This is a genomic window from Listeria swaminathanii (genome assembly GCF_014229645.1).
GTDB classification, from domain to species: Bacteria; Bacillota; Bacilli; order Lactobacillales; family Listeriaceae; genus Listeria; species Listeria swaminathanii.
Map to the genome: position 1 here is coordinate 1 of NZ_JAATOD010000007.1, position 23,638 is coordinate 23,638.

At 38.0% G+C, this 23,638-nt stretch carries 25 protein-coding genes and 1 pseudogene; 12 read left to right on the top strand and 14 right to left on the bottom strand.

The window, feature by feature from the left end; translation table 11 throughout:
- Positions 1-1,771: MucBP domain-containing protein (locus tag HCX62_RS13735; protein WP_185639473.1), on the bottom strand; the 1,771-nt coding region annotated here is incomplete at its 3' end.
- 463 nt (positions 1,772-2,234) lie between these two features.
- Between HCX62_RS13735 and HCX62_RS14165 the strand changes: the two are divergent.
- The 4 genes and pseudogenes from HCX62_RS14165 to HCX62_RS13750 form a co-directional block, all read left to right on the top strand.
- Positions 2,235-2,324: pseudogene (locus HCX62_RS14165) on the top strand (hypothetical protein); the annotation flags it as partial.
- A gap of 58 nt (positions 2,325-2,382) precedes the next feature.
- Positions 2,383-2,565, top strand: coding sequence for a hypothetical protein (locus tag HCX62_RS13740; RefSeq protein WP_185639490.1), 183 nt, complete (start codon positions 2,383-2,385; stop codon positions 2,563-2,565).
- Between the two features lie 240 nt (positions 2,566-2,805).
- On the top strand, positions 2,806-3,132 hold the full coding sequence (locus HCX62_RS13745; RefSeq protein ID WP_008948646.1) for a YuzD family protein: 327 nt from the start codon (positions 2,806-2,808) through the stop codon (positions 3,130-3,132).
- Positions 3,133-3,153: 21 nt separating this feature from the next.
- Entirely contained in the window at positions 3,154-3,387 is a 234-nt protein-coding gene (locus HCX62_RS13750; protein ID WP_003722418.1) for a YuzB family protein, read from the top strand.
- A 45-nt stretch (positions 3,388-3,432) separates the two neighbouring features.
- Here the strand turns inward: HCX62_RS13750 and HCX62_RS13755 are convergent, their stop codons facing one another.
- Complete coding sequence (locus HCX62_RS13755; protein ID WP_185639474.1) at positions 3,433-4,062, bottom strand: SDR family oxidoreductase; 630 nt, start codon at positions 4,060-4,062, stop codon at positions 3,433-3,435.
- Positions 4,063-4,149: 87 nt separating this feature from the next.
- Positions 4,150-5,145, bottom strand: coding sequence for an NAD(P)/FAD-dependent oxidoreductase (locus HCX62_RS13760; RefSeq protein ID WP_185639475.1), 996 nt, complete (start codon positions 5,143-5,145; stop codon positions 4,150-4,152).
- Between the two features lie 446 nt (positions 5,146-5,591).
- On the opposite strand from HCX62_RS13760, the gene HCX62_RS13765 reads away from it, so the two are divergent.
- The 3 genes from HCX62_RS13765 to HCX62_RS13775 all read left to right on the top strand — a co-directional run bounded on the left by HCX62_RS13765 (position 5,592) and on the right by HCX62_RS13775 (position 8,575).
- Entirely contained in the window at positions 5,592-6,803 is a 1,212-nt protein-coding gene (locus tag HCX62_RS13765) for an NAD(P)/FAD-dependent oxidoreductase (RefSeq protein ID WP_185639476.1), read from the top strand.
- Between the two features lie 83 nt (positions 6,804-6,886).
- Positions 6,887-7,708: a YwqG family protein gene (locus HCX62_RS13770; RefSeq protein ID WP_185518634.1), complete on the top strand. Its 822-nt coding sequence runs from the start codon at positions 6,887-6,889 to the stop codon at positions 7,706-7,708.
- A 39-nt stretch (positions 7,709-7,747) separates the two neighbouring features.
- Positions 7,748-8,575, top strand: a complete 828-nt coding sequence (locus HCX62_RS13775) for a YwqG family protein (RefSeq protein WP_185639477.1) — start codon at positions 7,748-7,750, stop codon at positions 8,573-8,575.
- A gap of 36 nt (positions 8,576-8,611) precedes the next feature.
- Here the strand turns inward: HCX62_RS13775 and HCX62_RS13780 are convergent, their stop codons facing one another.
- Both HCX62_RS13780 and HCX62_RS13785 read right to left on the bottom strand, forming a co-directional pair.
- A complete protein-coding gene (locus HCX62_RS13780; RefSeq protein WP_185639478.1) occupies positions 8,612-9,838 on the bottom strand; it encodes a chloride channel protein in 1,227 nt (408 codons plus the stop codon).
- A gap of 114 nt (positions 9,839-9,952) precedes the next feature.
- A complete protein-coding gene (locus HCX62_RS13785; RefSeq protein ID WP_185639479.1) occupies positions 9,953-10,426 on the bottom strand; it encodes a divergent PAP2 family protein in 474 nt (157 codons plus the stop codon).
- A 127-nt stretch (positions 10,427-10,553) separates the two neighbouring features.
- Here HCX62_RS13785 and menI point away from each other — a divergent pair, with 127 nt between their 5' ends.
- The gene (gene menI, locus HCX62_RS13790) at positions 10,554-10,925 is read left to right on the top strand and encodes a 1,4-dihydroxy-2-naphthoyl-CoA hydrolase MenI (protein WP_008948638.1); all 372 of its coding nucleotides are present in this window, start codon (positions 10,554-10,556) and stop codon (positions 10,923-10,925) included.
- Positions 10,926-10,969: 44 nt separating this feature from the next.
- Here the strand turns inward: menI and mnhG are convergent, their stop codons facing one another.
- From mnhG to HCX62_RS13830, 8 genes are all read right to left on the bottom strand, one after another.
- Entirely contained in the window at positions 10,970-11,563 is a 594-nt protein-coding gene (gene mnhG / locus HCX62_RS13795; protein ID WP_185392260.1) for a monovalent cation/H(+) antiporter subunit G, read from the bottom strand.
- Positions 11,547-11,834 (bottom strand): Na(+)/H(+) antiporter subunit F1, encoded by a 288-nt coding sequence (locus tag HCX62_RS13800; RefSeq protein WP_003722409.1) that lies wholly within the window; start codon positions 11,832-11,834, stop codon positions 11,547-11,549. Before HCX62_RS13800 ends, mnhG begins: the two co-directional genes overlap by 17 nt.
- On the bottom strand, positions 11,831-12,310 hold the full coding sequence (locus HCX62_RS13805) for a Na+/H+ antiporter subunit E (protein WP_003730417.1): 480 nt from the start codon (positions 12,308-12,310) through the stop codon (positions 11,831-11,833). The genes HCX62_RS13800 and HCX62_RS13805 overlap by 4 nt, the downstream gene beginning before the upstream one ends.
- Positions 12,311-12,316: 6 nt before the next feature.
- Positions 12,317-13,801: a Na+/H+ antiporter subunit D gene (locus HCX62_RS13810; protein ID WP_185503341.1), complete on the bottom strand. Its 1,485-nt coding sequence runs from the start codon at positions 13,799-13,801 to the stop codon at positions 12,317-12,319.
- Entirely contained in the window at positions 13,794-14,141 is a 348-nt protein-coding gene (locus HCX62_RS13815; RefSeq protein ID WP_003763750.1) for a Na(+)/H(+) antiporter subunit C, read from the bottom strand. Before HCX62_RS13815 ends, HCX62_RS13810 begins: the two co-directional genes overlap by 8 nt.
- Positions 14,141-14,566 (bottom strand): Na(+)/H(+) antiporter subunit B, encoded by a 426-nt coding sequence (locus tag HCX62_RS13820; protein ID WP_185639480.1) that lies wholly within the window; start codon positions 14,564-14,566, stop codon positions 14,141-14,143. Before HCX62_RS13820 ends, HCX62_RS13815 begins: the two co-directional genes overlap by 1 nt.
- Positions 14,550-16,958 (bottom strand): Na+/H+ antiporter subunit A, encoded by a 2,409-nt coding sequence (locus HCX62_RS13825; RefSeq protein ID WP_185639481.1) that lies wholly within the window; start codon positions 16,956-16,958, stop codon positions 14,550-14,552. Before HCX62_RS13825 ends, HCX62_RS13820 begins: the two co-directional genes overlap by 17 nt.
- 344 nt (positions 16,959-17,302) lie before the next feature.
- On the bottom strand, positions 17,303-18,514 hold the full coding sequence (locus tag HCX62_RS13830; RefSeq protein WP_014602203.1) for a lmo2377 family MFS transporter: 1,212 nt from the start codon (positions 18,512-18,514) through the stop codon (positions 17,303-17,305).
- A 231-nt stretch (positions 18,515-18,745) separates the two neighbouring features.
- On the opposite strand from HCX62_RS13830, the gene HCX62_RS13835 reads away from it, so the two are divergent.
- The 3 genes from HCX62_RS13835 to HCX62_RS13845 all read left to right on the top strand — a co-directional run bounded on the left by HCX62_RS13835 (position 18,746) and on the right by HCX62_RS13845 (position 21,695).
- Positions 18,746-19,330 carry a peptidylprolyl isomerase gene (locus HCX62_RS13835; protein WP_185639482.1) on the top strand — a complete coding sequence of 195 codons (585 nt, stop codon included), beginning with the start codon at positions 18,746-18,748 and terminating at the stop codon, positions 19,328-19,330.
- Between the two features lie 478 nt (positions 19,331-19,808).
- The gene (locus tag HCX62_RS13840; RefSeq protein ID WP_185639483.1) at positions 19,809-21,164 is read left to right on the top strand and encodes a reverse transcriptase/maturase family protein; all 1,356 of its coding nucleotides are present in this window, start codon (positions 19,809-19,811) and stop codon (positions 21,162-21,164) included.
- 111 nt (positions 21,165-21,275) lie between these two features.
- Entirely contained in the window at positions 21,276-21,695 is a 420-nt protein-coding gene (locus HCX62_RS13845) for a hypothetical protein (RefSeq protein ID WP_185639484.1), read from the top strand.
- Between the two features lie 16 nt (positions 21,696-21,711).
- On the opposite strand, the gene HCX62_RS13850 is transcribed toward HCX62_RS13845, so the two are convergent.
- A complete protein-coding gene (locus tag HCX62_RS13850) occupies positions 21,712-23,073 on the bottom strand; it encodes an aspartate kinase (RefSeq protein ID WP_185639485.1) in 1,362 nt (453 codons plus the stop codon).
- A gap of 244 nt (positions 23,074-23,317) precedes the next feature.
- On the opposite strand from HCX62_RS13850, the gene HCX62_RS13855 reads away from it, so the two are divergent.
- Entirely contained in the window at positions 23,318-23,632 is a 315-nt protein-coding gene (locus HCX62_RS13855) for a PTS sugar transporter subunit IIB (protein ID WP_003741107.1), read from the top strand.
- Positions 23,633-23,638 lie beyond the last annotated feature (6 nt).

A 23,638-nucleotide genomic window follows, 5' to 3' on the forward strand; every position in this document is an offset into this window, starting at 1 on the left:
CTTTTTCATACACATAAGTGACTGTTTGGTTAGTGTTTGTAAATACGCCATTAGCGTTGGCAGGAGACGTTTTGATCGTCCAATCAGTGATGCTTTTGGCTGTAGATTGGTAAGGAGCATCGATTTTACCGTTCAATGTATCAGGAGTAGCTAATTCGTTGCCATCGCCATCGACATATTTCACAGTAACGGGAGCGCCGTCTGCTTTTTCATAAATGTAAGTGACTGTTTGATTAGCGTTTGTAAATACGCCATTAGCATTGGTAGGTGTAGTATTAACTGTCCAACCAGTGATACTTTTGGCTGTAGATTGGTAAGGAGCATCAATTTTGCCGTTCAATGTGTCAGAAGTAGCTAATTCGTTGCCATCGCCATCGACGTATTTAACGGTAACGGGCTCACCATCTGCTTTTTCGTAAACGTAAGTGACTGTTGTATCACTATCGCCAAATTGTCCTGAAGGTTGGCCTTCAATTTCTTTTAATTTGTAGTTAGTAATTGTTTTTTCTGTTGTTTGATAATTTTCTCCGGATTTACCAGAAATTGTTTCACTTGTAGCTAATTCATTGCCATTTTCATCTTTGTAAAATACGTTTACAGATGAATTGGTTTTTTCGGATACCGTAATTGGTTGTGATACTTTAAGAGAGTAACTAAGCGGTACTCCTTTAGCGGAAGTAGCTGTGAATGTCGCATTGTAAGTCACAGTCTTTGTTCCAATTGGTAAGTTAGAGAAAGAGACTGTTTTATTATCAGCCGATACTGTTCCGCCGTCAGAAATGCTAGAAACAGCCATTTTTTTGCCATCAATATCTAAAGTAGGGTTATTTGAAATAGCTGTTGCTCCTTCTTTAATATTAATAGTTGGAAGTGTGATAGTTTGGCTATTAACTTGTAAACCTTTATAATCTCCAACGACATCCATGCCTTCAAAAAAATCTTTTAACTTACTTAAATCAGTAATGTTATTATTATCAGCGTAAGCAATAGATAATCCTCTTAGTGTATTTAACGAATCAATGGAAGTAAGGCTGTTATTGTTTAAATAAAGGACTTTAAGTTTTTTCATCGTAGCAATTGGAGCTACATTAGTGAACTTGTTGTAACTTAGATTTAAGTTTGTAATGTGATCATTTGCAGTTAATGCTGCTAAATCGCTAATATCATTCCAAGTTACATCTAATTTCTCAAGTGATTTGAGGTTTGCAAATTTTGTGAATTCTTCATTATTGATTTGATGATATGCTGGATCTAACCAAGCATACGAGTTATAAGAAAATGATTTTAAGTTTTCTTTTTCAAGTAAGGGAGTGAAATCAGTAATATAATCCCCGCCTAGTTCTAATTCTTCGAGTGCTGGCATCTCGCCAAGAGCTTTAATATCATTCAATCCAGTAGAAACACCAACGATTTTTTTCAGATTAGGTAAATTTTTAATCTGATTTAAATTGGTGATTTCTGTTTGGTTTGAAAAATATAAATTGGTCATATTGACTGCTTTTTCGAGTCCAGTTAAATCTCTAATTAACCCAGTGACAGGATACCCAGGTGAACTATACATATAGGAAATATCCGCTATAGTAATCGTCTCAAGGTTTGCTTCAGTCAATTCTGTTAAGAACGGATTTCCTACGATATTTTTAAGACCTTCTTTTAAATATGAATCTGGGATATTTACTACATCAGTTGATGCTGCTCGTACATTACTAAAAGGTAAAAATACGGTTGTGATTAAAAATAAAACTAACATTATTTTTATTGCTTTTTGCATATGTCTAATTTCCTCCTTTTTTTTGAATGTATTCGTAATTAGTTATTCGTTAAAACGGACTATTTCAACAACAAAAATTAGTTGGGAAATGTAGTTTGAAACGAATACATCTCTAAACAACGTTATAATATCATGTGGGTTCTCGAGAAATCATGGGTTATTTAAAAGAAATTTATTGGAAATAGAGTGAAGTTCAAAAATTGGACATATTTGTTTTTGAGGGTTTTTTAGGGTGGGAATGTAGGTGGGAGAGAGGGTTTGGTTTTGATGGGCGGTGTGGAGAGGGGGTTTTTGAATATATAGAGCATATAAATTAGTTGTTAGGTTTTAAAATTTTTTGAAAATATTGAAAGGTGAGTTTTTTGTATGTATATTTGGGATGTAATTCGCTTTGCTTTGAACGGGCGAATGGGAGTGTGGGTTTTCGGTTGAGGGTGGATGGATTGTGATGGGGGATGATAGTTTGTGTGGTGGGCGCACTTTACAGGAAGGATTACATGATTGCTTTGCTCGCATGTATATTTGGCCTGTAATTCGCTTTGCTTCGAACGGACGAATGGGAATATGGGTTTTCGATAGATGGTGGATGGATTGTGATGGGGGAGTTCTGTTTGTGTGGTGGGCGCACTTTACAGGAAGGATTACATGCTCGCTTTGCTCGCATGCATATTTGGGCCGTTCGAAGTGTAACGAGTTACGGCCCAAATAAAAACACGTTCCTAAGGCTCAGAAAGGAACGTGCTCTTTCAACTGGTAAGGTTGAAAGACAATCGGGTTGCGCGCCCGATTGTTAAAGGGAGTGTTACTTATATGTTGACCGTGAAATCACGGGTACAACCGATAGATGGTTTATCATGTTAACACACTACTGCTTTAAAGATTTGCAATGTATTGGAAATATTATAATATATCTTGAAATTTGTGTCAATTCATATCTTTATAAAAATTCATAAAGTTTAATAGTTATACTAAATGAAACAGCTTAGTCGCTTTTTGCGGGAGGGTTTTGTACAATGATAGTGAGGTGAAGCGTGATGGTAAATGAAGCGAAATTATATGTGTATGGTTCAACGACAATTTGTGCTAGTTGTGTCGGAGCGCCATCCTCGAAGGAAACAGAGGAGTGGCTTCGTGCTGCGATTGGTCGGAAGTTTTCTGGGCAGCCGTTTGTGGTGGAGTATGTGGATATTTTTAATCCGCCGAATGAAGTGGCTTTAGCGGATATGGCGAATAAAATTGTCGATGAAGATTATATGTATCCAGTGATTGTGGTTGACGGTGAAATTATCGCTGAAGGCAATCCTCGGTTGAAAGATATTTATCAAGTAATGACCGACCGTGGTTACTTGGCAACAATGTAACAGTCTAGGAGGCAAGGGGAAATGAATCCGATTGTGGAATTTTGCGTGAATAATTTGGCGAGTGGGGCGGATGCAGCGTTTGCGAAATTAGATGCGGATGATAATTTAGACGTGATTGAATATGATTGTCTGACATATTGTGATTTATGCGCGACGAGTTTGTTTGCTTTAGTGGACGGGGAAGTGGTTCGCGGGGAAACGGCGGAGGAATTGGTTGCGAATATATATACATTTTTGGAAGAAAATCCGTTTTAATATAGAAAAAAGCGATGAGCTCATAATTGGGCTCATCGCTTTTTATTAGTTAAAAAATTGCTTGATTGGTGTGTCACCGCTTTCGATAGTGTAGGTTTTGTAGAAGCTAGCTTTTTCCGTTAAAACTTCACTGATAAAATTGGCAACGTCAGCTCGTGGGATGTTTGTCTTAGGTTTTCCAGAAACTTCGGCGATTTTGCCAGTGGCTGGGTCATCAGAAAGGCCGACTGGGCGGATAATTGTGTAATCAAGGCCGCTTTGTTTTAATGCTTCATCGGCTGCTTGTTTAGCTTTTAAATAATGAACGAGTGATTCGGGGCCATTTTCTGGGTTATCGGCGCCGTAAGAACTAACAATGATAAAACGGCGCACACCTTTTTTTTTGGCGGTTTCAATTGCTTTAATGGCTCCATTTTGGTCAATGTTAATAGTTTCGGAAGCGGGCGTGTGACCACCAGAACCCGCTGTGAAAATGACCGCTTCAATTTCATCATAGGCATAATGGAAATCTTTTTTTAAATCGGCGATAATCGGCTTTGCACCAAGTTTTTCAAGTTCGCTCACTTGCTCGGCTTTTCTAACCATTGCTCGGACGAAGAAGCCTTTTTCCATTGCAAGTTTTTCGACTAAAAGACGGCCGATTTTGCCATTTGCGCCAATTACGAGTACATTCATTGCTAATCTCCTCCTAAAAAATATCTACAAAGAACTTTTCCCGGTGAGTAAAAAATAAAACCACAAGTCGCCTCGTGGTTTCGGTTATTATTCGAATAAAGATGTGGAGTGCATTGGTTGCACGCGTGTTTTTGGATCAATGAAATTCATCGCATTATTGACGGCAGTTGGAGCTTCACCAAAACCGGTCGCAATTAGTTTTACTTTGCCCTCGTAAGTGCAAATATCGCCCGCACAGTAAATACCCGGGATACTCGTTTCCATTTTCGAATTGACGATAATCGAGTTGCGCTCTAGCTCTAAGCCCCAATTTTTAATCGGACCAAGTGAAGAAACAAAACCGTAGTTAATGATGAAATCGTCAATCTCGAGCGTTTCCGTGGTATCGCCTTTGACTTCCTGCAATGTAATATGCGTTAATTTATCGCCGTTACCAAGCACTTCGGTTGGGATAAATGGTGTTTTAATCGCAATAGATGATTTTTCTAAATTGTTCACGCTATGCTCGTGCGCACGGAAAGCACTCCGACGGTGAACGATTGCGACGGAACTCGCCACTTTTTCAAGCATGAGCGCCCAGTCGACCGCAGAATCTCCACCACCACAAACAGCAACGCGGTGACCAGAAAAGCGACTAAGGTCATTAATGAAGTAATGAATATTCTTGCCTTCGTATTGTTCTGCTTCTGGAAGATCCAGACGTCTTGGTTCAAATGCGCCGTTTCCAGCAGTAATAATAATCGCCTTACTATAATGTGTATCTTTCTTCGTGATGATTTCAAATGTGCCATCGACCTGTTTTTCCACGCTTTGGACAGCTTCTCCTAGCGCAATTGTTGGGTCAAATGGTTTCATTTGCTGAATCAAATTGTTAACAAGTTCCTGTGCGCGAACAGAAGGATAGCCTGGAATATCATAAATATATTTCTCAGGATAAAGCGTAGAAAGTTGTCCACCTAATTGCGGTAAACTTTCTATTATTTTCACACTCGCATTGCGCATTCCGGCATAAAAAGCAGCAAATAGCCCAACCGGTCCACCACCAATGATCGTGATATCATAAATTTTTGTTTTTTCATCCAAAATACATCACCCCCTAGTTCCTAATTCCCCTATGAAATCGCTAAAGTTGCAATAAACATATTTTAGCATATATTGTTGAAAAAGAATGTTTACGGGATTGCTAGGATAAAAAATCGAGAAAATGAACTAGACCAATTACTAACGAAATAACAGATTTTTACGAAAGCCAAGTCATCTCAGAGCTTTATTGTGAAAAAAATCGTATACCACTCGAACCATGCTCCAAAGAAGCTTAAACCCCTGAGTTCGCTTTCTTGAAAATGAAAGTTAAAAAGTCTATGATATAGTTTGTAAGCTGTGAAATAGGGAATATATTGGTACTTACCAGTTTCACTTTTTCATTGGTTGCAGTAGATTTTTAGCGCAATCTACATAGGTGCAGTAAGAAATTCTTAATGCAATTTTTTTGTGAAGAAAAATATAAGGGAAAGTAGATGTGATAACAGATGAGTAAACCAAAAATTGTCATTCTCGGAGCAGGATACGGGGGACTAAAAACATTACGCAAGCTACAACAAAGAAACTTGGAAGCCGAAATCGTTCTAGTGAATAAGAATGACTATCACCACGAAACGACTTGGTTACATGAAGCAGCAGCTGGAACAATTGAACCAGAAAAATTAATGTATCCATTAGACAAAGTCGTTAAAGATACGAAAACGACATTTATCCAAGATACAGTAGTAAAAATTAATAAAGACGAAAAAACAGTCACACTAGATGCAAATGGCGATATCAGCTATGACTATTTATTAATTGGACTTGGGTCAGAAGCAGAAACATTTGGCATCAGTGGTTTGAAAGAATATGCCTTCACTATTACAAGTGTAGAATCCGTGAAAAAAATCCGTGCGCACATTGAAGCGCAATTTGCTAAATGGAAAACAGATCCACGCGATGAATTATTAACAATTATCGTTGGTGGCGCTGGCTTTACTGGAATTGAGTTTCTTGGGGAATTAACTAATCGCATTCCAGAACTAGTGAAACAATATGATGTACCACGCGAAAAAGTTCGCATTTATTGTATGGAAGCTGCTCCAAAAGTATTACCACAATTTGATGCTAAATTAGTTGATTATGGTGTGGGCGTACTGGAAGATCGCGGCGTAGAGTTCCATGTTGGTAAACCAGTCAAAGAAGCTACAGCTGACGGCGTAAAATATGCCGAAAGTGAAAATGAAGTTCGTGAAATCAAAGCGGCAACGATTATTTGGGCTGCTGGTGTTCGCGGAAATAGCGTTATCGAAGCGTCTGGTTTTGAAGCTGGCCGTGGTCGTGTGAAAGTAAACAACAATTTAACCGTTCCAGGCAACGAAGAAATTTTAATTGTTGGCGACTGCTCACTTATCATCAACCCAGCAAACGACCGTCCATTCCCGCCAACTGCCCAAATCGCAATGCAACAAGCCGATGTGGCTGCAGTGAACTTAGCTAAATTAGTTCAAGGCGAAACAGACCTACAAGACTTTGTTTATCATGAAAAAGGAACGGTATGCTCCCTAGGCGATAACGATGCAATTGGCGTTGTTTTCGGTAAAAACCTTAAAGGCTACCCAGCTTCCGTTATGAAAAAAGTCATTGATGATCGCGCGCTACTACTTATTGGTGGTTCAGGCGTTCTGGCTAGTAAAGGTAAGTTTAAATTTTATAAATAAGAATTCTAAAGGCAATATCTGTGAATGCAGATATTGCTTTTTTGTTATGTTATAATGAAGAAAAACTGAAAGAAGGTACGTCCATGAAACAACTTTTTGAGATACTTCCTAATGAATGGGCAGAGAAGTTTTTAAATACAATGAAAGAACGTATTGAGTTGAGCTTTACAAATGAAGACGCAATCTCTTTAGTGCAAAGTAAAGCTGGTGGACGTGGCTATTTGCCGAAAGAACAAGGCTATCCAGTGAATGAAGAAGGCAAGGCACTCTCCTTTTTAGCACAAATAAATTTTGCAGAAATGCCAAAAATGGAACATTATCCAGAGTCTGGCTTGCTCGCTTTTTATGTTAATTATCAAAATGACTTGTATGGTCTTAATTTTGATAATCAAGCAGAACAAAATGGTTTCCGTGTATTTTTCTTTGAGGATTTAGAAAAAGAGAGCATGACTGCGGAAGAGCAAGATGTTTATTTTGAAGGAATTGATAAATCGGACCTTTATACAGTTGTCAAAGGCGAGTATAAGATTGCTGGGCGAGTATCGAAAGAACTTTTGCTGAATGACATCCAAGAGTTTGAAAAAGAATTTGGTAGTGATTTTTATGACGTAATGGAGCAAATTTTTGGTGAAGATGAAGATAAAGCGGATGAGCTGTTTAACCTTGCAATAGATGGCAGTCAACTGGGTGGTTATCCGTTCTTCATGCAAGAAGATCCGCGCATGCGTACAGAAAATTCGTATCATGACACGTTGCTGTTTCAACTTGCTAGCGTGTATAGCGAAGAGCCAGGTGCCAAAATAAATATAATGTGGGGCATGAGCGGAGTCGGCAACTTCTTTATTAATAAACAGGATTTAATCAATCGTGATTTTTCGAATGTTATTTATAACTGGGATTGTTAAAAAACCGTGCTACGTTACAAAAAAGAAAGAGGGTTAATCATGGAAGAACTTTTTGATATACTTCCTAGTGAATGGGCAGAACGATTTTTAGAAACAGAAAAAGAGCGGATAGAATTGCAATTTAAAGATGCAGGGCCGCTGTCATTGCTTCAAAGTAAAGCTGGTGGGCGCGGTTACTTGCCGAAAGAACAAGGCTATCCCGTGACCGAAGAAGGCAAGCCACTTTCGCTATTAGCACAAATTAATTTTTCAGAAATGCCACAAATGGAAAATTATCCGGAATTTGGTTTGCTTGCTTTTTATGTAGATTTTCAGGATGATTTATATGGACTTGATTTTGAAAATCCAACGAGCCAAGAAGGTTTTCGGGTATTTTTCTTTGATGATTTGGGGCAAGAAAGCTATACAAAAGAAGAACAAGAAATATTTTTCGATGAAGTAGAAAAGGGAGATTATTACTCACTTGTGAATGGAGAATTCGAAATAACTGGTCAAATATCTGATCAAATTTTATTAAATGATAGTTGTGATTTCAAAAATGAGTTTGGTGATTATTTTTATGAACTAGCTGACCAAATATTTGATGAGGATGCTGATAAATCATTTGCTCTTGCCAATTTAGCGTCTAAATTAGAGGCTAGCCAAATAGGTGGATATCCATTTTTTATACAAGATGACCCGCGTGTGTACATTGAAAATGCGCAACAGGATACATTGCTATTCCAGTTGAACAGTAAGTATAATCAAGAAAGTGGCAAAGTAGATATTATGTGGGGCGACTGCGGTGTCGGCAACTTCTTCATTAACAAGCAAGACTTAATAAATCGAGACTTTTCCAACATTCTGTATAACTGGGATTGTTCTTGACGAGAAGCAGAAATTCATTACGAATTTCTGCTTTTTTTATGCCCGAACAACTTTTCTAATACTTGTCCACCAATTTTTATTGACGATAAATGCAGTCAGCAGAATAAACGGGAAGAATTGTAGCGGGAAAATAAACAATAGGATCGATGCAGTTAGAACAGGTTTGCCAACGATTTTCGTACAACAAGCAGTCACGAAAACAGTAATTAAAAATCCAGTCGATCCATCAATCCAATAGGTTGCTATGTATCCCATCACAGTACTTGTAAAAATTGCTGGGAAAATCGCGCCACCATTCCAGCCAGTTGCTAAACAAATAGCGACTAAAACAGGTTTTAACAGTGCGATGATAAGTAAAAAAGGGATTGAATAATTTTGCACAGTAGTCGTTAATTCAATTAGCTGATGTTCGCCGGAAAATAACATGAATGAAGAAATAATTCCAAACAAACCAATGCTTAAACCACCGATAATAGCCGCGACCATTTTATTTTTAATCACAGAAGCCGCTTTGGCGATATAAACTTGTAGCTGCTGAAAATAAACACTAAAGAGCCAACCAAGAATAATCGTCGGGATAAAAAGCAAAATAAACCACCAAGACCAACCCATATCAGGTAACCGAATCGCAAAAATACTCGCCGGCATTTTTAAAAAGGATTTCAGCCAAAGGAAGGAGCCGAGTGCGCTAAAAGAGATAATAAGTGACAATACCAATTTAGAGTTTTTAGGGATTTTCTTCGCTTGACTACTTTCATCGATTTCCTCTGCCAATCCACTAAACGGAGCATGGAAAATACTAGAAATAATCGCGCCAACACTTAAACTAACAAGCTCTTCTTTATGCGCCATAGATAGTTTTAAATGGTCAATAATCCAAGTTGTCGCACCCCCAACAATACCAACTAAAGCAGCTTCCGGACCAACGCTCGCTCCGAAAGTTAAAATAATCCAAGCACTGAGTATTGTTGGAAGCAGAACTTTGCGGTATTCAATCCGCCCAGTTTTTTTCGCTTCGGCAATATTATCATGCATTGAACGCGGATAGTCCCCAAGTTTGAGCTGAACCATCCCTACAAAAAAACTACCAATCAAGCCAATTAGTAGAGGATAATACCATGATAAATTAAACTGATTAGGAAGATAAGTCCATAAAAACGTCGTAGCAAAATGAACTACTGCTAAAAATAATGCCGCGATAACGCCTACTAAAATTCCAAGGATAAAAGTATAAACGACAAATACCAGTGTTAACTTTTTCAACCATTCCAGCCCCTTTGTAAAAATCCGTTGATATCATGATTTTCCCTTTAACATCAAGGTATAAACAACCATCAAAATGCAAAAAAAGCCGACTACAATGAGCCAGCTTCTTGATCACATAAATATTTCTAAAATAAATCCAATCGCAACCCCAGTCACTGCTCCAAAGAAAACTTCCATTGGTTTATGACCAAGTAATTCTTTTAAATGCTTCGTTTTTTCTTCTTGTTCAGGTGCCGCAAGTCCTTTGGCATGTTCCACGAAGTCTTGAAAATCCGTTACTAATTTGTTTAAAACAACAGCCTGTTCGCCGGCTTGTCTTCTAACGCCAGTCGCATCAAACATTACAATGATACCAAATACAACAGCAATCGCGAAATAAGGCGAGTCTAATCCGTATTCGATTGCGAGCGTGGTCATTAAAGCAGTAACAGCAGCTGAGTGAGAACTAGGCATACCACCAGTGGAAAACATTAGCCCGACATTGAATTTCCGATAAACTAAAATATGGATCGGAACCTTTACCACTTGGGCAAAAACTATCGCAATAATAGATGCAATTAATGGTGTATTCGTAAATATCGACATCAAATCTCCCCTGTCAAAAAGTCTACTCTTATTTTACCACAATGAGCTTGTTAAAAACCTTTTCTAGAATTTTTCTTCTAACTCTTATATAATAAAGTATAAATCAAATTCGGGAAGAAGGGAACTTATGGGATTTCAAGAAACTATTGGTATTGAAATTATTTCAGTAGAAAAAGGAAAAGCAGTCATCCAATTAGAAATAACAGAAAAAGTGCATCAACCATTTGGCTATTTGCACGGTGGAGTTTCCGTTGCTTTAGCAGAACATGCCGCTAGTATTGGTGCTGCAAATTCAATTGAAGCTGATGAAATCGTCTTTGGTTTAGAAATTAACGCCAACCATCTAGCATCGAAACAAGCGGGACTCGTGACCGCAACAGCAGAAGCAGTCCACCTTGGCAAAAGCACGCAAGTATGGGAAATCAATATAACTGATGAAAACGATAGATTAATCTGTATCAGCAGATGTACCATTGCAGTTAAAAAGAAACGAAAATAAAAAGCATGGCAGAGCTCAGTATATGAACTCGCGCCATGCTTCTTTTATTTCTCTGTTTTATCGTCGTCTGATTCTGTTTCACTTTCATCTTGTTCGATGATTTCATGCTCGGAATCATCCGACTGTTCTTCAATCGTTTGTTCTTCGCGTTCACGTTCTTGTTCTTCTTGATCTTCACGTTCATCAATTTTTTCTTCGCGTCGTTCCCATTCCATTCGTTCTTCCAATTCTTCACGCTCTTGTCGCGCTTTTTCAATTTGTTCTTGGCGAATAATAAGACTTTTCTTTTTCTTGATATCGTCTTTTTTCACTGAACGCAATTGGTCACGAATTCGAATCGCAAGCGGAACACCGGTATCATAAGCGGCCCGGTTAATAAGGTGAGAAGCTACTGGCGTTGTTAAGAAAATAAACAAGACAGCCAGAAGTACTCGCGCATTAAAACCTTCACCTGAGTGGAAAAAGTAACCAACCGTTGCAAATAGAAGTAAACTAACGCCAAACGTATTACTAATCCCAGCCGCATGCGTTCTTGTGTAAACATCTGGTAGCCTAATAACACCAATTGCCGCAAGAATACTTAGCAAACCGCCGATTAAAATCATTACAGAAATAATAATCTCAATTATCACGTTCACGGTCAATCACCTTTCCTTTCTCAATAAATTTGGCAAAGGAAACCGTTCCAATAAAAGCAAGAAGGGCAATGAGTAAAATAACATCTAAAAAGGCATGCGTATCATAAAACATCGAAAGTAAGGCAACAATTGCCACCAAGTTCATCCCGATAGAATCCAGCGCCACCACTTTGTCAGAAGTTGTCGGTCCTTTTAAAATACGGTAAAGATATAAGAAGGTCGAAATCGAATAGAGAAGTAAACCAATAGATAAAGCAATTTGAATAATCATCCGTGGAACACCTCCATAATCGCACCTTCGTAAGACTTACGGATGGTCGCAATTTCTTCTTCAATATTCGGGACATGAAGCGAATGAACATAGATTGCTTTATAATCATCCGAAATATCAATCGAAAGCGTTCCGGGCGTTAATGTAATCAGTAAAGCGAGCATCGTCACTTCCCAGTCCGTCTCAAGTGTCGTATCATATCTGAAAATCCCCGGTCGAATGTTCATATCTTTCTTTAAAACAATCCGACTTACATGAACCGTAGAAACAATTAAATCATGTAAAAAACGGAAAACCAGTTTGATAAGCGCAAATAACCGGAAAAGGTAAAATCTCGACCCAAGGAAACGCCGCATAAAGAACAGCAGGAATATCCCAATGATAAAGCCAATGATAAAGGTCGCAAAACTAAACGATGACTCCAAAAACATCCACAAACAAGCAAGTATTATATTAAGAATAAGTTGAAAAGCCATCTTTTATCACTCCTTTATCACCGCATGGATATAAACAGAAGGGTCAACAAGTGGGTCAACCGCCTGTTCAATAAACGGATAAATTGCGTTACTAAACACACCATAACCAATCGAAATTGCAAGTAGAATAACTACCGGTACAAGCATTTTTTTATACGGAATTTGTAAATTGAATACGCCTTTTTTCTCGCCCCAGAAGCCTTTTGTAAAGACTTTGATTAAAGACATAAGAACGAATAAACTCGAAAGTAAAATGATAATCCCGCCAACGATTTGGCCAGCAGAGAATGCTCCTTCAACAATCAACAGTTTTCCGATAAATCCGCTAAGTGGTGGGATTCCAGCAAGCCCAAGTGTGGCAATAAAGAAAATCCAACCAAGTGACGGTTTCACGCTCATTAAGCCACTGAATTTTTTCACGCTAGAGTAACCAGTAATCGCCATCACAATCCCAACAATAAGGAAGAGGGCGGCTTTGATAATCATATCGTGGATTAAGTAAAATACAGCGCCAGTCATCGATTCGCGTGTCATAATCGAAACACTGAACAGAATAACACCAATTGCAATCATAATATTGTAAATCACAATCGTCTTCATATCATAGTAACTAATGGCCCCAATAACCCCAAGAATAATCGTCACAATCGCGAGAATCCCAAGCAGCGGAACAACAAAGTCAGTCAGTGAACTAAAGAATAGCGTGTACGTCCGAATAATCGCGTAAACCCCAACCTTAGTTAGAAGTCCGCCGAATAAAGCAAGAACTGGAATCGGTGGAGCAAAGTAGGACCCTGGAAGCCAGAAATAAAGCGGGAAAAGACCTGCTTTCAGACCGAATACAAACAAGAACAGAACCGCGACAACGCTTATCATTCCTGTATTTGCACCATTTAAGTCCGTGATTTTTTGCGAAATATCCGCCATGTTAAGCGTTCCAATCATCGAGTAAAGCAATGCAATCGCTACAACGAAAAATCCGGAACCAACCACATTAATCAGCAAATATTTAATCGTCGCTTTAAGTTGAACCTGCGTCCCACCAATGACAAGCAATACATAAGACGCCATCAGCATAACTTCAAAGAACACAAACATATTAAAAATATCACCAGTTAAAAACGAACCATTAACCCCAACAATCATAAAGAGAATCGCTGGATAATATAAAAATTTCTCCCGTGGCTTCCCAATCGTATAAAAGGAATAAAGTACCACACAGAATAAAACAATACTTGTCGTTGCCGTAAGTAAGACAGCTAACATATCGCCAACCATCGTAATCCCAAAAGGAGCCGCCCAGTTACCAATATTCAAGGTCGTAATCCCATTTTCGCGAATATAAAATACAAGGAAAAGGCTCGCCACAACCAAGATACCACTAAAAATAAGGGCGAATACCCGTTGAACGATCACTCGTTTTGGCAGTAGCATTAACGTAATTGCTCCAAGGAAAGGAATCAATATCGGCATTAAAATTAAATTATTCATCATCGGCTTCATGTCCTCTCGTCTTGGATACACTCTCGCTATCAAGCTCCTGATACGCTCTATAAGCAAGAACAAGGAAAAAGGCAGTTACACCAAAGCTTATAACAATCGCAGTCAAAATAAGTGCTTGTGGAAGGGGATCGTTGTATGTTCCTGACCCCGGCGTACCAAGAATCGGCACACGTCCTTTTTTCAGACCGCCCATCGTTAGTACGAGCAAATTGACGCCGTGACTTAGGACAGCTGTTCCAATAATAATCCGTAGCAAACTTTTAGAGAGAATTAAGTAGACAGCAGCGGCAAAAATCAAGCCGATTAAAATAGACATTAATAGTTCCATCAGTCACTCTCCCCAATCGTTTGAATTATCGTAAGTGTTACACCGACAACAACTAAGTAAACCCCAAGGTCAAACAAAGTCGCCGTGTGCAACGCAGTATCTCCTAAAATGGGCAAATCAACATGACCAAATTTATGTGTTAAGAAAGCATCACCCGTGAAAATTCCAATCATCCCAGTACCTAGAGCAAAGACAAGTCCAACCCCAGTGAGCATAATCGTATTAATATTAAGCATACTAGCAACTGTTTTTGTATCATAAGCAAGTAATGTTAGCGTAATTGCGCCAGCCGTTGTAAGCCCGGCCACAAACCCACCACCAGGATTATAATGTCCCGCAAAGAATAAATGGAGCGAGAATAAGAAAATAATGAAAGCAACTACTTTCGTTACATTTCTCAGTAGAACGTCATTCGTTTTCATCATTCTCACCTCGTTTCGTCAGTCGTAATTTAATCATCGCATAAATACCAATCGCGGCAATTGACAGTACAGCTGTTTCAAACATCGTATCAAAACCACGGAAGTCAACTAAGATAACATTAACAATATTTCGTCCCGCCGCTTCCACGTAGGCATTATCCACATAGTATTTCGAAATCGAATCATAAAAAGTTGTATTATACGCTGAAAGGGAAACAAGTGTGATAATCACACCAACCCCGATACTTAAAAATGTTTTCATTGATAACCATTTCGGCTTTTCCTCAATATTACTAAACTGAGGAAGGTGATAGAACACAAGTAGATAAAGCACAACTGAAATAGTTTCAATAATAAGCTGTGTCAACGCAAGGTCAGGCGCTCTTGAGATAACGAAGAAAATACTAATCGTATAACCCATCGCTCCTAATAAGATAATTGAAGTAATCCGCGACTTGGAAAAGACAATCCCAACCAACGTCACTAAAATTACTGCCGCTAAAACAAAATCAACAACCGTCACTTTCGTCATACTTGAAAAATTGAAATCAAGTGCCTGCGTGAAAATCATGACCGAAGCCATCATTAAAATAAAGGCAGATAACATGTAATTCAAGTAAGTTCTAAGCCAACCAGTCATAATAAACATCGTCATCCGGTAGGAACCTTGTTCTAAATAATACATCCCATTATCATACGTTTTTCCAATTCGCAGCGCTTTTGGAACGCGTGTCGTAATCCAAGGTTTCCAGTATTTATGTGTAAGAAACAAGACAATCCCAACCGCCACAACGCCAAATGTCATTAATAAGGCTGGTGTAAATCCGTGCCATAAACTAATATGAATCGAAAAATCAGTAGAAAGTCCAGGAACAATCGCCCTGACAGCAGGTTCCAAAATTGGCTCTGCAATTAAATTAGGGAAAAGACCAATCCCAACCACAAATACCGATAAAATAATCGGCGGTAAAAGGAGTCCAAATGGCGCTTCATGTGGTTTTTTCGGCAGTAAGTAAGGTTTCACTTTTCCAGTGAAAGTTTTGAAGAAAATAATCATGCTGTAAACAAACGTAAACACGCTGGCAACCCAAGCTACAACTGGAAGCAGAACGCCCCAAGTGCTTGCATCAAACAATTGCAAATGCGTAATATTTACCATGCTTTCAAAAAACATTTCTTTACTTAAAAAGCCGTTAAAAGGTGGAATCCCAGCCATTGCGAACGTTCCGATAAACGCAATCGTTGCCGTAATTGGCATAATTCGCATCAAACCGCCAAGTCGCCTAATATCCCGTGTACCAGTTTCGTGATCGACAATCCCAACCATCATAAACAAGCTACCTTTAAATGTTGCGTGATTAAATAGGTGGAACACAGCCGCGACAATCGCCATCACATAAATATCATCACTGAGCGTATCAAAGTGAAGCGAGGCAGCCCCGACGCCAAGAAGCGCCATGATGAGGCCGAGCTGACTAATCGTTGAGTAAGCCAAAATCGCTTTTAAATCATTTTTCTTCGTAGCATTTAGTGAGCCCCAGAACAGGGTCGTAATCCCAACGAGCGAGACCGTCCAAAACCAGACACCCGAACTCGCGAACAGTGGCGTAAACCGAGCCACAATATAAATCCCAGCTTTAACCATCGTAGCCGAGTGAAGGTAGGCACTAACCGGAGTAGGTGCTTCCATCGCATCCGGCAGCCAAATATGAAACGGAACTTGCGCAGATTTTGTAAATGCGCCGAGCAAAACAAGAATCATCGCGGGAATGAATAAGCTATTATTACTAATTACATCCGCATCACGAATAATCGCTCGAATCGAAAATGAATCGCTCATAATATGAAGCAAAATAAATCCACCAAGCATCATCAATCCGCCGAAAACAGTAATCAGCATTGACTTACGAGCCCCGTAACGCGAACGCTCGCGGTGATACCAGTACCCAATCAATAAGAACGAACTAATCGAAGTCAGCTCCCAGAAAAGATACAGCACAATCAAGTTATCACTCAAGACAACCCCAAGCATTGCCGTCATAAAAATAAATAAAAATGTATAGAAATTGCTAAGTCGTTCTTTCTTTTTCCCTAAATAATAAATAGAGTAAAATGTAACGAGTGAACCAATCCCAGTAATAAGTAGCGCAAACAGCAAACTTAGCCCATCGACCACTACCGTAAAATTAATTCCAAGTCGCGGAATCCAAGGCATCGAAACAATCGTAGCCCCGTCCATCGTTTTTGGAATAAATGTTAAGAAGTAAATAAACAAAGTCACTGGAATCGGAAGTACTAACCAGCCAGTATGAACTTGTTTAGTCCACCGATAAAAAAGTGGGATTAGCAGTGCCACAATAAATGGCAGAACAATAGCTAGATGAAGAAATGACAAAATCGGCTCCTCCTCGAAGAATTTTTATACGGAAACTCATCCTGGAAATGTGAAAATAAGAACAGGAATTCATTATTTTTTAAGCAAGTACTTACATTTAATGAAACATAGCAATAACTAAAATTTTAGAAAATCATGCTAAATCATCAAATTTCAACAACTTTACTATTCACGAAGTACCCAAATAAACGCCGTACTTTTATATTTTTTATTATAACATACTTTTTTATCTGAAAAAAAGGCAGGAAACTTAACTTTATAAATCAATTTACGGAAATTTAAAAAACAATTAAATAGGAAGAACAAAAAAACAAACCCAAGAAAAATCTCGGGTTTGAGAAAGTTTAATCGACGTTAACATGTCGCTTTCGGTCGGAACGAAGCGCATAAAGCAAAATGAAAAACGCAACGAGAAACATAAAACTCATAAATAAGAAAACGCTTGGAATGCCGGTAAAACCAGCAAGCGTCCCACCAAGAATTGGCCCAATCACATTTCCGAGGAAACGAGCACTTTGATTGTAACCAAGCATCTCACCTTGCATAACTCCAGGTGCTGCAAGCCGGATATACGCCGTCGTACAAGGCACCATCCCACCAATCGCAATCCCGAATAAAAAGCGGAAGAAGATAAATACCCAAAGATTGGTTGCGAATGCTTGTGGAATAACGAAAACTGCTGCCATAATCAATAAGATATTCAGTATTTTCTCATACCCATATTTGTCGCCGAGCTGCCCCCATTTCCGCGTCATCACTAAATTCCCAAATCCAGTTGCAGAAAACGCCAGCCCCGACAAGAACGCAATATTATCCGATTTTGTCATATCACCAACATAAAGTGCAAGTAATGGTTGAACGCTAAAGTTAGCAATTTGGATCAACGCAGTAATGACCATGACCGTAAACAGAACTCGCAGCGTGAAAATTTGCTTCAATACCGCACGACGAGAATAGACCACTTTGGCAGCTTCTTTTTGTTCCTCTGTCCGAATTTCTTTGACACCAAAAGCGACAATCAAAGCCGCAACCATCATCGCAATCCCAGTAATCGTAAAGGTATCTTTAAAGCCAAATAAATCCGCCATCGCGCCACCAATCAGCGGACCAAAAAGCATACCAGTCACACCGCCGAGTTGAAGCGTACCGAGAACTTTCCCAGCTTCATTCCGAGGCGTTTGTCGCGCAATAAAGGCATTACTCACACCAATAAAACCAGTTACAACCCCCATGAAAATACGCAAAATTAGCAAGTAAGTGACAGAATGCGCAAATCCCATCAAAAAAATACAAATTGATAAACCGACTGAAGTCAGAATCAAAATCCCTTTATAACCATGCTTATCACCAATCCGCCCCCAAATCGGCGAAAAGATAAAGGCAATCAAAAATGTTACGCCAAAAATATAACCGGCCCATCTTTGCACATACGCATTGCTGTAATCGCCAAATGTTTCGATGTAGAGAGATAAAAACGGCATAATCATTGTCATACTGGCTGACATCAACAAGTTTGCCAGCATTAAGATGTACAAATTCCGTGTTCGAGTTGTCATAAAAGAATCATCTCTATTCGTATTATTGTTAAAACTGTCCTTTTCATTATAGAATAAAAGATAGCGAATGAAAAATAAAGTGAAGGATGTGCATTTTTGGTTAAAAAAATTGTCATTTGGGTTTCAGCTGTTATACTAGTACTGTATCTGATTGCTGTCGTTGTTAATTTGCTTATTATTTGGCTACGTTAGTAAACAATAAATTTAAACAAAAGAAGGAGTTTTTACAATATGACTTACCCACAATTATCAAAAGAAGTGGCACCTAACGAAATCGAAGCAGAAATGATTACAAACCGAGGAACTATCCGCATCAAACTGTTCCCTGAAGTTGCTCCAAAAACAGTAGAAAACTTTGTTACACACTCTAAAAACGGCTATTACGATGGCCTTATTTTCCACCGTGTTATTCCTGAATTCATGATCCAAGGTGGCGACCCAGACGGCCGCGGTACTGGCGGCGAAAGCATTTGGGGCGAATCTTTTGAAGATGAATTCTCTACAGAAGCTTTCAACTTACGCGGAGCTTTATCCATGGCAAACGCTGGCCCGAACACAAATGGCAGCCAATTCTTCATCGTTCAAAAACCAGATATGCCTGCTGACATGCTTGGCCAAATGGAACAAGCTGGCTTCCCAGTAGAAGTTATCGAAGCCTACAAACAAGGCGGAACACCATGGCTAGACGGCCGCCACACAGTTTTCGGCCACGTAATCGAAGGCATGGACGTAGTAGACGAAATCGCCAACCTACCAACTGGCATGCAAGACAAACCAGTGAATGACGTTGTGATTGAGAAAATTAATATTAAATAATGCGATTAGAGCACTTTCTATGAAAGTGCTCTTTTTGTATGGGAAATGTAACTTTTATTTAAAGTATAGGATAAATAATTGAAGTTTATATGTATTATTTTCTTTAAAAAATGTTAATTTTGTGATAAAATAAACATGCCTGTGTTTTTAGAATACAGAATATGATGTTTCAAACAGTCAAGTAATACTTTATCGGCTTTGTCAGTTAAGAATTGCTTTAAGTTAACTTCAAGAATCATTAACAATTCTTGAATTAACCAGTTTGATAAGATGATGATTAAGGTAATTATAAGTTTCATACATGTAGTTCCTTTCGAGTTATCGTCTATATTATAACATAATAGTTAAATCATTCGACTTCTCATATATTCAATGGTCATAAGTATGGGAATATTGACCTAAAGAGACGCAGAAAGGGATATTAATTAAGTGTCGAACTTATTGTCTCTTTCCGCTCCAAAAAAGGCGTGAATTTAAGATGCTAGATTCAACAAAACTAGATTCAACAAAATATAAAACAAAAAATTATTTGCACTTTGACCATAGAGTTAAAATTGAAAATGTAGGAAGCTATGTAACTGATCATTCGAAGATTGGAAATCATAGCTTTTTGCCGTTAATACGTTATGTATCATCTTTTGAAAAAAGAATAGAAGAAAAAAATCCAGAGTTTGACAACCGGCCAATTAAGACTAAAGATAGAGTAATTATGTATGCTGGACATATGGATAACTTTATTTATAAATATTATGCAGAAGTGTTGAACAAGAAATTTTACAATAAATTTTGCATAGAAAAAGATATAGATGATTGTGTATCTGCATATCGAAACAATAAAGTAGGGAAATCTAACATTGATTTTGCCGCCGAAATCATTAATCAAACGGTTGAGTATAAGAAAGCTTATGTTTTAGTGGGAGATTTCACTAACTACTTTGATAAAATAAATCACGAATTACTAAAAAAACATTTAGCGGAAGTATTGAATCAGCCAAGGCTATCAAAAGATTGGTTTAATGTGTTTCGATCAATAACTAAATATGGATATTATGAAAAAAGTTTTTTGAATGAGGAATATGGAAGTGATGAAAGTATCAAACGCTCTAATAAAAAAAGTTATTTTGAAAACATTTCTAAATTTAGAGAGTTTCAAAAAAATAACAAAACTTTATATAATAAAAATAAATTTGGTATACCTCAAGGGAGTGCTATCAGCGCGGTATTTGCAAATATATATGCATCGGAATTTGATTTGAAGTTAAAAGGAATTGCCGACGAATTTTCTGGGATATATAGAAGATACTCAGATGATTTTATACTAGTTATCCCTAAAAGCGATATAGTAAATGAGCAAAAAATTAGAAGTATTGAAACTGATACAAGAAGGGTAGCTTCGGAATATAAAATAGAGTTGCATAAAGATAAAACAGGATTGTATTTATACGAGAATGATAAATTTTTTGACATAATTAGCAATGAAGTAAGCCATTTAGATTATTTAGGTTTCGTTTTTGATGGCACTACAGTTAAAATGAGAGGTAAGAGTCCGTATAAATTTTACCGAAATGCAAAAAAACTTATAAATTTTGCTCAGAAAGTAAAAGTAAAAAAAGAATTGACTGATTTACCCTATAAGAAAAAAATTTATGGTTTGTGTACAGATTTAGGAAAGAATTATAATAATCACGGTAACTTTATTTCATATGCAAAAAGAGCTCAAAAGAAATTTGATGAAATATCTCCAAATACAAATAATTTAATAATGAATCAACTAAAAAATCGAAAAAAGAAAATAGAAAAAATGCTAGAGTATAAAATACATACTAAGATTTAATTAAAGATATTTTTATTATTTATGAGGAAAATAGCTTATTGAATAAAGCTACTGAAAAAGTGAATAGTAATAAAAATAGGTAAGTTACTCGTCGAAAGGAATTGTATATCCGTGGAAACATCCCATCCAATAAAAATCAACAACCAACTAATCTACGGCCGAGACAAAACATGGCTTATCAGCTTACACCAAACACCTGACCAACTCACACTATCCATAGAAGTTGACCTTGAAGAAGAAAGCCTCCTCCTAAATATGATTTTTAAAGATCTTATTTTCTACTCATCAACCGAACTCGATACCTTTGAAAAAAGTAAATGGAGTTCAAGTTGGTTAAAAAGCCAAAGTAATTTTGAAATAATCGAGGACTCTGATTTAATAAATGAACGAGTAAAAATAAGAAGTGATTACAACAGCCAAGATTTCACCCACTACCGAATCAGCACCTACGATCATATTATCGATGTAATAGGCAAAAATTATCAGTTAGAAGAAGCAAATAAAAAACAAGTTTCTCATCAATCAGGATGAAAAACTTGTTTTATTTTTAAACCAAAACTTCCGAAAAGAACTCATTATACAAAGCGCGAACGGCCGCATATTCTTGTTCTTCCTTCACGCCAAACATGATGCTCACCTCAGAAGAACCTTGATTAATCATTTCAATATTAACTTTCGAATCGGATAAAGCTTTTGAAGCACGTGAAGTTATCCCAACGTTATGGCGCATTGCTTCGCCAACAACCATAATCAGCGAAATCCCGTGCTGCATTATAACTTGGTCAGCATTTAATTCCTCTTTCAATCTCGTCATAATTGTCCGCTCAGTATCCTCACCAAACTGATTTTCGCGAATAATAATCGTTAAATCGTCAATCCCCGATGGCATATGTTCATAGTTCAACCCAGCATCTTCCAAAATTTGCAGCACTTTTCGCCCGAAGCCAATTTCCCGGTTCATCAAATATTTACTAATATAAATGCTACAAAAACCGTCATCACTAGCAATACCAACGACGGGGCCATTACTATTTTCGCGTTCATGAACAACACGAGTACCACAAGAATCAGGATTGTTCGTATTTTTAATATGCACCGGAATACCCGCATGAAACGCCGGAATTAATGCTTCATCATGAAAAACAGAGAAGCCGGCATAAGAAAGTTCACGCATTTCCCGGTAAGTAAGCTCGAGTACTTTCTTCGGATTTTTCACGATAGCGGGATTGACTGCGTACACAGCATCGACATCAGTAAAATTCTCATATAACTCCGCTTGGGCGCCATTCGCGACAATCGCTCCAGTGATATCGGAACCACTTCTGGAAAATGTGCTTATTTCGCCATCTTTCGTATAGCCGAAAAATCCTGGGAAAACAATGATTCCTTCACGTTCACGAAGCGCAAACAAACGATCATAAGACTCTGGTAAAACTTGCGCGCTGGCATGTTCGTCCGTCACGAATAAACCAGCGTCTTTTGGATTAATATAATTGGCGTTTAAGCCTTTAAATTTAAAATAAGCCGCGATTAATTTTGCGTTATTATCTTCGCCACTAGCTTTCATTCGATCTAAAAATTTATCTGGATCACTTTTATCAGATGAAATGGTTGCTTGTAGGTCAGTGCGAATTTGCTTAATAATTGCATCACTCATCCCGGTATCAAGCGCTATTCCAGCATATCTAGCAATAATCGCTTCAAATAATTCGCTCGTATCTTCACCAAGAAGTGCCTTTGCCGCGCAATCAATAAGTAAGTCGGTCACTTTGGTATCTTCTTTGAAACGTTTCCCCGGAGCAGAAACAACGACGATTTTTCGGTCGGAATCCTCCGTTATAAGTTGGAAAACCTTATTTAATTGGATCCCCGATGCTAAAGAGCTTCCGCCAAATTTAATTACTTTCATGCAACACACTCCTGATTTGAATTTTTTATCTCCCGAAAGTGTTGTTTTTAGATGATGCGAAATTTTCTGAGCTTTCGGATAAAGTTATTGTCTATTATCGCTCTTTTTACGTGAAATCGCAATGGTTTTTCGCATTTTTAATAATTTTCTCTTGGACCCAGTAGTTTACTTGTTTAAAAAGCTAAAGGTAGTTATAATAAGAGTGTACAAAAAAAGCAGCCTTAATCTGAAAGGAAAGATTACGATGAAAAATATTGTTTTAGTATGTGCGGCAGGGATGTCAACAAGCCTTTTAGTAACAAAAATGCGTAAAGCAGCAGAAGAACGCGGAGAAACTTGCGAAATTGAAGCATACTCTATCGCTGAAGTAAGTAACTTAATTGATGATGCAGATGTAGTGCTTTTAGGACCACAAGTGCGTTACCAGAAAAAAACAGTTGATGAACTAGCTGCTGGGAAAATTCCAGTAGATGTAATCGACATGGCAGCATATGGTACGATGAACGGTGAAAAAGTACTAGGCCAAGCATTAGATTTAATTAACGGTTTCCAAAAATAAACAGTA